At 33.2% G+C, this 8,402-nt stretch carries 7 protein-coding genes; all 7 read right to left on the bottom strand.

What is annotated here, in order from left to right:
- A partial coding sequence (locus tag RT269_RS30470) for a hypothetical protein (RefSeq protein ID WP_442913836.1) occupies positions 1–62 on the bottom strand: 62 nt, incomplete at its 3' end.
- Between the two features lie 13 nt (positions 63–75).
- Entirely contained in the window at positions 76–1,692 is a 1,617-nt protein-coding gene (locus tag RT269_RS24315) for a hypothetical protein (protein ID WP_313186522.1), read from the bottom strand.
- A 31-nt stretch (positions 1,693–1,723) separates the two neighbouring features.
- Complete coding sequence (locus RT269_RS24310; protein WP_313186520.1) at positions 1,724–2,503, bottom strand: 3-deoxy-manno-octulosonate cytidylyltransferase; 780 nt, start codon at positions 2,501–2,503, stop codon at positions 1,724–1,726.
- Positions 2,504–2,514: 11 nt separating this feature from the next.
- On the bottom strand, positions 2,515–5,001 hold the full coding sequence (locus tag RT269_RS24305) for a radical SAM protein (protein ID WP_313186519.1): 2,487 nt from the start codon (positions 4,999–5,001) through the stop codon (positions 2,515–2,517).
- 4 nt (positions 5,002–5,005) lie between these two features.
- Positions 5,006–6,610, bottom strand: a complete 1,605-nt coding sequence (locus tag RT269_RS24300) for a glycosyltransferase (protein ID WP_313186517.1) — start codon at positions 6,608–6,610, stop codon at positions 5,006–5,008.
- Positions 6,611–6,621: 11 nt separating this feature from the next.
- Positions 6,622–7,938, bottom strand: a complete 1,317-nt coding sequence (locus RT269_RS24295; RefSeq protein ID WP_313186515.1) for a hypothetical protein — start codon at positions 7,936–7,938, stop codon at positions 6,622–6,624.
- 15 nt (positions 7,939–7,953) lie between these two features.
- The coding region (locus RT269_RS24290; RefSeq protein ID WP_313186514.1) for a hypothetical protein at positions 7,954–8,402 on the bottom strand (449 nt) is incomplete at its 5' end.

Genomic DNA, 8,402 nt, shown 5'->3' with positions numbered 1-8,402 from the left:
CCTGCCGTAGTATCCAGCAACGTACCATCTAAGTCAAAGAGTATTCCTTCATATTTTTTCATCTGGCTATCTCCATTAAATTTCAAATATATCCTCATAAATACTGGTTGTAATAAAATTTACATTTACACCTTTTTTCAAAACATCAGGCTTCAAGTCAACAAGCATCTCCCGTATTTCTGCTGTCAGAACCAAAAGGTTTTGAGAAGTTACATCCGTAACCATATTTTCGTCAAAATAGTTCTCTTTCTTTGCCTCAGTAAATCCATCCAATCCTCCGAAGTAAATATTTTTACACTCTCCTATTTCAGTTAAAAATCTAAGTAATAATACTGCCGAAGAATCAAAATTAACCCAGCCATATTTTATAAGAGACTTGTAGTTTATTATAAATTCGTTATTCTCTGCCTTTGTTTTAATATTGGATGTAATAAGATAATTCATATCATCACTGATACCCTGTTTTTGACTCCTGGTAAAATACTCATATCGATTGCAGCTGCTGAAAAAAATAATATCCTGCTTATAATTCCCCATATCCGTATTTAATGATATCACTATTGGATCATTGGCTTTTATAAAGTTCTCTATTTTTTCCCGTTCAAGTACCAGGCTTCTGCCGGGAGCCAATACAAGGATTTTACGGTTACTGAAAGATTCTATATAGTTCCTAGCATCACTGTCATCAATGGACTTATCGAAATAATCTACGTACATTTTTTCAAGTAAATTATAATCGTAAAACTTTTTTTGTTCTTTATCTAATTTTTCAATAATACTTCTTAAATCCTTTAATTTTATATTATGCTTTCTTAATAAATAACTTACGTTAAACGAATGCGCTCCGTGCAGTCCAGATAAAACATATGGCATGCTATATCCCCAATTACATTTATCCCGAACCCTAGGCATAAGGCTATCAATCATATCTAATAATTCGTTCAAGTCATATGTTTTTTTATATCTATTATTGAGATAAGTTATTACCAACTCAGTATTGGCATTTCCAGCTCCCCTTCCACATCCCAGAATAGATGAGTCTACCATAATATCACGTTTTTTCTCCAAAATATCTATAAATTCCTGTGCGTTTGCATTGGCGGACATTAAATTATTATGGCCGTGAAATCCCAATTTAATTGTTTCCTTCAAATTATTATTTATTAAATTACAGACTCGCCTTACATCATCCATATACATAGAACCGAATGTATCAACAGCCGAATATGCATATGGTTCTAACTTGTTCACCTTTTCAATAAACTGCAGGATTTCCATGTCTGTATATGCAAGTGTATCAACATGCTGTATAAATACCTTATAACCCTTGTCCATGATTTTTTTCGCATATGCGATTACTTCATTCTGCTGACCTTTTTTAAAGCACACTCGAATTCCATCAATAGATTCACCTGTATAATCTGATAATTTTTCCAAATTATAACGTCCATAGTCTACAAGGGCCACATACATAGTATCGGCCTTCTTATTGCACAAATATGGCGCAATTTCTTCCACCTTGCTGAATATGGTACTCCCCTCAATATGTTCTTCATCTTTCAAAAAACCACATTCAATTATATTTACACCTACAGCTTCCAACCCAAACAAAAATTGACTGATCAGTTTTTTTCCAAACATCATACTATCAATTGGGGCTTCCCTCAATGTACAATCAAGTATTTCAATCATGCAAACTCTCCTTAGAATATTTACTTAAATTCTAACAACCCTTATCAATTAGTTCCTTAAACTTATCCAGCTCGCCATTACTTATTTTTTTTTGAATGGTCATTCTGACATGTTCTAAATCCATACTCGTATCTACAGATAGCGCCTCTTTTTCTTCAACCTCAACGCACCTCAGGATTTTTCCATAATCAGTAAATCTCAATGTTGCAATTCCTTCTATTCTTTCAAATCTTCCTGGAGCATGTACCGCATAGAATTCAAGCATTTTCTTATTATATCCAATAATTCCTATATGTTTATAATAAGAATACTCTATACTCCGATATGGATATGGTATGGGAGTCCTTGACATATAGCAAGTATTCATGTATTCATCAAATATCACTTTAATGTTGGAGGCATCCATGACCTCTACAGGATTTTCTATTTTTGTTATTAGATTTACGCCATATTCTTCATTAACAGGTATATCGTCCTGAATAAGAACACTAATGTGGCTTGGAGAAAGTAACGGTTCATCACCATTAATTTGAATATAAAAATCGGCATCAATTTTTTGCGAAACTTCATGTAACCTATTGGCCGCTTCACCATGCTCCGTTCCTGTCATAATTGATGGAATATTGTATTTGGTGCATTTTTCTACAATTCTCATATCATCTGTTGCAACAATTAATTCATCTAATCCCTTCGCACCTAATATGCTATTGTAAACCCACCATACCATTGGCCGTCCGCAAATATCCTTTAATGCCTTGCCTGGCAATCTTGTTGATGCGTATCTTGATGCTATTACTCCTAATGTCTTCATTCCATATCCTCCTAAGTCCATTCTAAAATTTCTTTCTTTGATATTCCAAACTCGGTATTATATACTCGCTGACCATTATCAAATGTACAAAACCTACAAAAATCAGGTACTGAAACTAATTTATCAAAAATTTCATTTATTTCTGCTGCTTCATAAATATCTATGTAGTCATTTTCTGTTATGGGCAGATTTTTATTAAAATAAGAATTGAAATGCTGAATATAAGCAATCATTACACAAGGATACAATTTACCTTCTTTTAAAGCTATGCACCCTCCCCCCCAGGTACAACGGCTAAAAGAATATTCTGCATTTTGTTTTCCATTCAGATCCAGATGCATGTGCCAGAACTCCTTTTGCTTTTCATCGCTTTTCATCCAATATCCAAATTCTACATGATTATTCTTTATCAACTGCTCCATTCTATTATAGTCAAAATTTATCGGATATTTCGTAACAGAGATCCTGACCTTATTATTTCTGCAGCTTTCCCAAAATTCAACATGCTGCTGAGATAATAACAGACCATTCGTCAAAAGCATAATAGTAGTATCTGGGAAATTACGTCTTGTAATATCAAAATATTCCGTAATATCAGGATTTAACAGCGGCTCACCGCCTAACAACTCAATCCTTTCTACATCTTGTTTTGTTATTATTGATAATCGCTCCATATCCTTTTTAAATACGTTGATATCCATAAACTCAGGCTTTGCCAAAGGTGAGAAATGGGAACAGCTTTTACAATTTAAATTACAATGTTCCGCCAAGTGAACCTCAAAGTGAAGCTTTGTTAAACGTTTATTTTCCCTGTATTCCGCCCACCTTTTTTTTATTAAATCAAGATATTCATCTGCTTTCTTATGATTATTATTGGTTAAATTCTTGCATATCATAAATTGCTCATAAGCCCTTTTCCAATCACCAATCCTGAAGCTTGAAAGTCCAATATGAAACTCTGCCGAAATCTGCCGGTCCTCTCGATCAGACAAATATTTTGTATATCCTCTTTCTCTTGATATAGTCAGGAAGTTCTGCAGATATTTAATTGCTTCCTCATAATTCGATTCATCAAAACATACTCTCCCCATAATATAACAGTAATGACTTTCACATAAAATATCTTTATATTCAACTTTTTTTATGGCATCATAATGGTGATTTTCAAACATTGCCAGCAAAAGAAATGATTGATTAATAGCTTCATCCATAAGTATCTCACTGTTTCTGATCCACAGTTCATTTTTAAATGTATTAGCCAGCTTTTGGATTTCATGATAAGTATACCTGCTGATAAGACCTTTCTGTTCAAAATCATCAAACATTAACATGTATTCCTTTTTGAAGATATCCTTATCTACATAATCAACGTGCCGGCTAGAGAAACGAAGAATATTTTTATATCGTTTTACAATCAAATCATTCCAATCCAAATTATTATCTATATGAATATCCTGAGAAAGATTATCAAAATTATATCTCTGGATTACTGGGAATTTATCAAATTGAAGATACTTTTCCCATAAAAACTCCATTGTTTCAGCTGCTCGCTCTGATGCCCCATCCTCATATTTAACCACATTATTTATGTGCTCCTGTTTACATATAAATCCAACAGGAATGTGATTCAGCACTTCTGAATAGTGACACATACATCCACTTTCTTCCAATACCTGTCTTTGCTTCTTCCAATGATAATTATTGCGAATATCAAATGTATCATCATTCGGCAATCCATCAATTATAATAAGTTTCTTGTGTCTGATGGCTGCATCAATATATGCCGTTGTGTATAAGCAAAGTACCAAATCACTTGCATCAATTAACTCATTCATATCCCTATGCTCATCCAACATAATTAAGTTGGAAGGAATATTTTCTTCTGTCAGTTCTTCAATTACAGTATATAAATGATAATCATTTCTATGGGTCACATTCGTATCATTCGGTAAAAATCTTGGCTTAATAACCAATTTATAATCCAGATGTTGTTCACATATCTTCACCAGCAATTCGGCAAGCATGATTCTTCCTTCTCTGCCAAACGGATAGTGACCACTATCAATAAATAAAATTTGCTTATTTTCTTCTGTCACATAAGGCCTTTTACTTATTTTGGGATTTCCGATCGCCATGGAAGCGCACTCCTCTTCATAGTCTAACCGTCTATTATCGCATTGTGTAAACATAAAATCGCCACAATCTGATATTAAATTTCCACAAAATAAAAAGTTGTAGCAAAAAATATACTTCTCGATATATCTCACCCTATTGATTACATCTAACGCACAAAAAATTACATCAAACTCATAAATATGTTCATCCATTAATTCCTCTATAGGATTAATTTCCAGCATTCCTTCAAACATTTTAATATTATGAAAATCCGTAAACCGCCCATATCCCTCTACATAGTGATTATTATTTTTTAAAATCTTAACAATATTTGCAATTGAATAATTTGTCGCATCCAAATGTGTTAGTACCAATATTTTCATCCGTTTATCCCTCTTTCACAATTTCCGTAAACTTATTGGCAACATACCTATACCAACTATAGTTATGATAATATGGATGGCACCCGAAGTTGTGCTTACAAAATGTATAATTTAAATGTTCAGGTATTCTTATCACATTGCAATTCTTACATAAGCCCTCTAATATCCTTACTTTTTCCATCAGATCTGAGTTAGTTGCTTTAATTTCCTCTATATTATCGTAGTTTCTGATCAAACGGTAGGTACCATATCCCAGGGACAATGTATTTTCTACTATGATGATCTTTGAACTATCAAACTTTGTATGAATAACATCTACAAAATGTCCGCATATTTTGGTCCATTCTTCTATATTTAAACGCCTCATTTCATATGGTACACAGTTGCTTTTTGCATACAAATCAAAAAAGTCACTTTTAGTAACTGCAATTCCATTTATCTCTGCTATATCAAATCTCTCATCCAATAAATCAATTATCAAATATTCCTCATTTACCTCATCAAGCATATTATATATATTTTCACAAATATCTGTAGTCAAAATTTTTGTTCTATAGGAATTATCTCCAACTATATACTCAGGTGGCAATGCTCCACGTTTCTTTACAGCACTTGCAATACTCATATAACTAATGTGCTCAAACTCCCAGAATGTCATCTGCAATGCCTTACGAATACAAAAGCTTCCAAATGCATATATTTTCTTTCTTGAAGAAGGTATCCCGTATGTTTTCTCAAAAAAAGAATTAGTTTCATACATAATACGCTGTTCCTTCTTCGCCCTGTTCATCATATCCTTTTTAGACAAATGGTATCCTAAAGAAGCTTGTGCATGGAGCTTAAATGCATGTCTATAAAATTCATAATGCCCCAATCCTTTATAATACTCGTTAAGCAAAGAAAAAATATACTTCAAATCATTGGCCATTTTTTCTGTATCATCATTGCTGTTTCCGCCTTCCTCACGAACAGCAATATAGTGATACAGCGGGGTATGAATATACAAAAAACGATATCCATAATACATGACTAAGCAATTTAAATAGAAATCCTCAAAATAAACTTTCTGCTCAGGAAACCGTATTTCCAGGTTATTGAATATTTCCTTTTTATATAACTTATTCCATAAGATGCAAGGAAAGAAATTAGGCATATCTTTCCTTGACTTTAAATCTATAATTTCATTATCACCCACACTTTCACAAGCACAAAGTTCTTTCGCATATTTTTTAGAATCCGATCTCCAGGAATATTGCCAATAGTCACAACACACGACCTCAGCATCTACACCTTCTAATTTCTGCAATAATATCTCCAGCATATTACTTTCCAAATAATCATCTGAATCACAGAAATATATATACTCCCCTTTTGCCGATTCAATTCCTTTATTCCTTGATACACCCTGACCTGCATTCTCTTCATTTTGTATTAGTCTAATCCTGGCATCTCTTTCCGCCCATAAAAGACAACGGACCGCAGATTCATCCGAAGAACCATCCTCTATTAGTATCAATTCCAAATCACGAAATGTTTGATTTACAATGGACTCAATCGCTTTATCAATATATTTTTCCGAGTTATATACCGGCATAATAACGCTAATCATTGGCTCACCTCTTACCATTTATCAATAATACTTTTAATGCTTTCTAATGCAGTGCCCATAGAGTCATCCTCAATTATAATTTGAGATGCATACTTATCAACTTGTCCCTTTCTTAAATCATTATTTGTAAAAAAGGAGGTTAGCCCTGATGCAAATCTTAATTTATAGTCTTTATAAATAATTATTTTTTCTGCTCTGACATTTCCTAGTATATCACTCAGTCCACTTCTACTTAAAATAGTATATCCGGCCTCCTCAACGAACTCCTGTAGATCTGTTAAATCACATCTTAATGGAACGCTTCCTTCTATTGCACATTCTGAATCAGACGCTACATTTGTACAAACACTAAACCCATTTTTCAAAAGATACTGGACCACATCCTTCCATAAAACAATCGGTAATTCGCTCATGGAGTTTGTATATGGTGCTATTAATACTGTTCTTTTTAATTTAAGATTGTTGTTCACAAATAATTTTTGAATCAATGTTTGATTACTCTTGTATAATAAAGCCTTTCCCAAAACCGGATACTTTCCCATTTCATAAATTACCGGGCCATATGCTTCCCAAAATGCATATCCCCGGGAAGCAGTCATTTCATAACCAATTCCCACTTGCCAGCTTTCCTTATAGCGTGGATGCACATATTTCATATCAATATCTGCCTTGATGTTCACAATAAAGTATTTTTCTAATCCAATCATCTCATATTGGTTTAGTTTTGCCACACTTATATATTTCAACGGTACAGCAAGCCTTTTTACTGCTTCGGATGCCACAATAAGAACTGCTTTTTTATCTACTAAATATTGCTCTAAATATCGGAATGGCAAATAGGCATCTCCGACAGATACACTGGGGAACATCAACAGTTGCTCTTCCGGATATTTTCTTCTTATTTCTTGATAAACCTTTTCACCAAGATTATAGGCTATCAGGGAACTTTTACTGTCATTTTCCAACCATCTTGCATCATTTAAACTAGCTAACTTAACAATGTTTTCTGAATGATAGCCCAAAGCCATTAATTGTTGGCTCATAGCTTCCATATGTATACTTGCCATCAGAATAACACTGTCATTTTCCCCATTACTATCAGCATTACATTTAGGGGCAATAACAGGTGTATTCCAAAAGTACTTTCCCTGTTTTTGAATATCATTGTCAAAAATACAAGCTACTTGTATGTTTTTAGATTCAAGCTCGTTCATAATGCAGCCAGTATAATCATTTAATCCAAAAATAACAATTCTTTTTTTTTCAAACTTCCCTTCCGAATGATGTTGTTTAATAGAATACTTTATTGTTTTTGTTACTATTGTCATTAGCTTTTACCCTTCTTATTTCATTAAAGGCTGCAGTTTTAATATTCCAGTTGCACAGGCTAGTTCTAAATCCATATCAGGAAATTTTTCAAGCCATTGATATCCATTTCGTCCGTGAGGATATATCATAGATATAACCTGCATATTCCCCATTGGATGGCAAGTACAATACCATACTATCAAATCATCTATTTCACTCCTTGTTACTTTTACTTTCTCAATATAATCAGGAAACTCATAGTTCCTTTCCTCAAAATCGGAAACAAGAACAATTTTATTATAGTTACCTTTTCTTAAAAATCGTTCACTATTTGCTATGCATATATCCAGTACGCTCTTTTCTCCACTTAAATAAAACCATATCGCTGCTCTTTCAGAAAAGCAATATCTGGCATATATATAGTCTATAATAACAGCTGAGTTCATAATTTTTTTTTCTAATGATGCAGTATCAATATAATCCA

It is taken from the genome of Lacrimispora sp., assembly GCF_032078915.1.
In the GTDB taxonomy this organism is placed as follows: Bacteria; Bacillota; Clostridia; order Lachnospirales; family Lachnospiraceae; genus Lacrimispora.
Note: the sequence above shows the minus strand (reverse complement) of the source record. Positions and strands in the feature narration are given on the sequence as shown.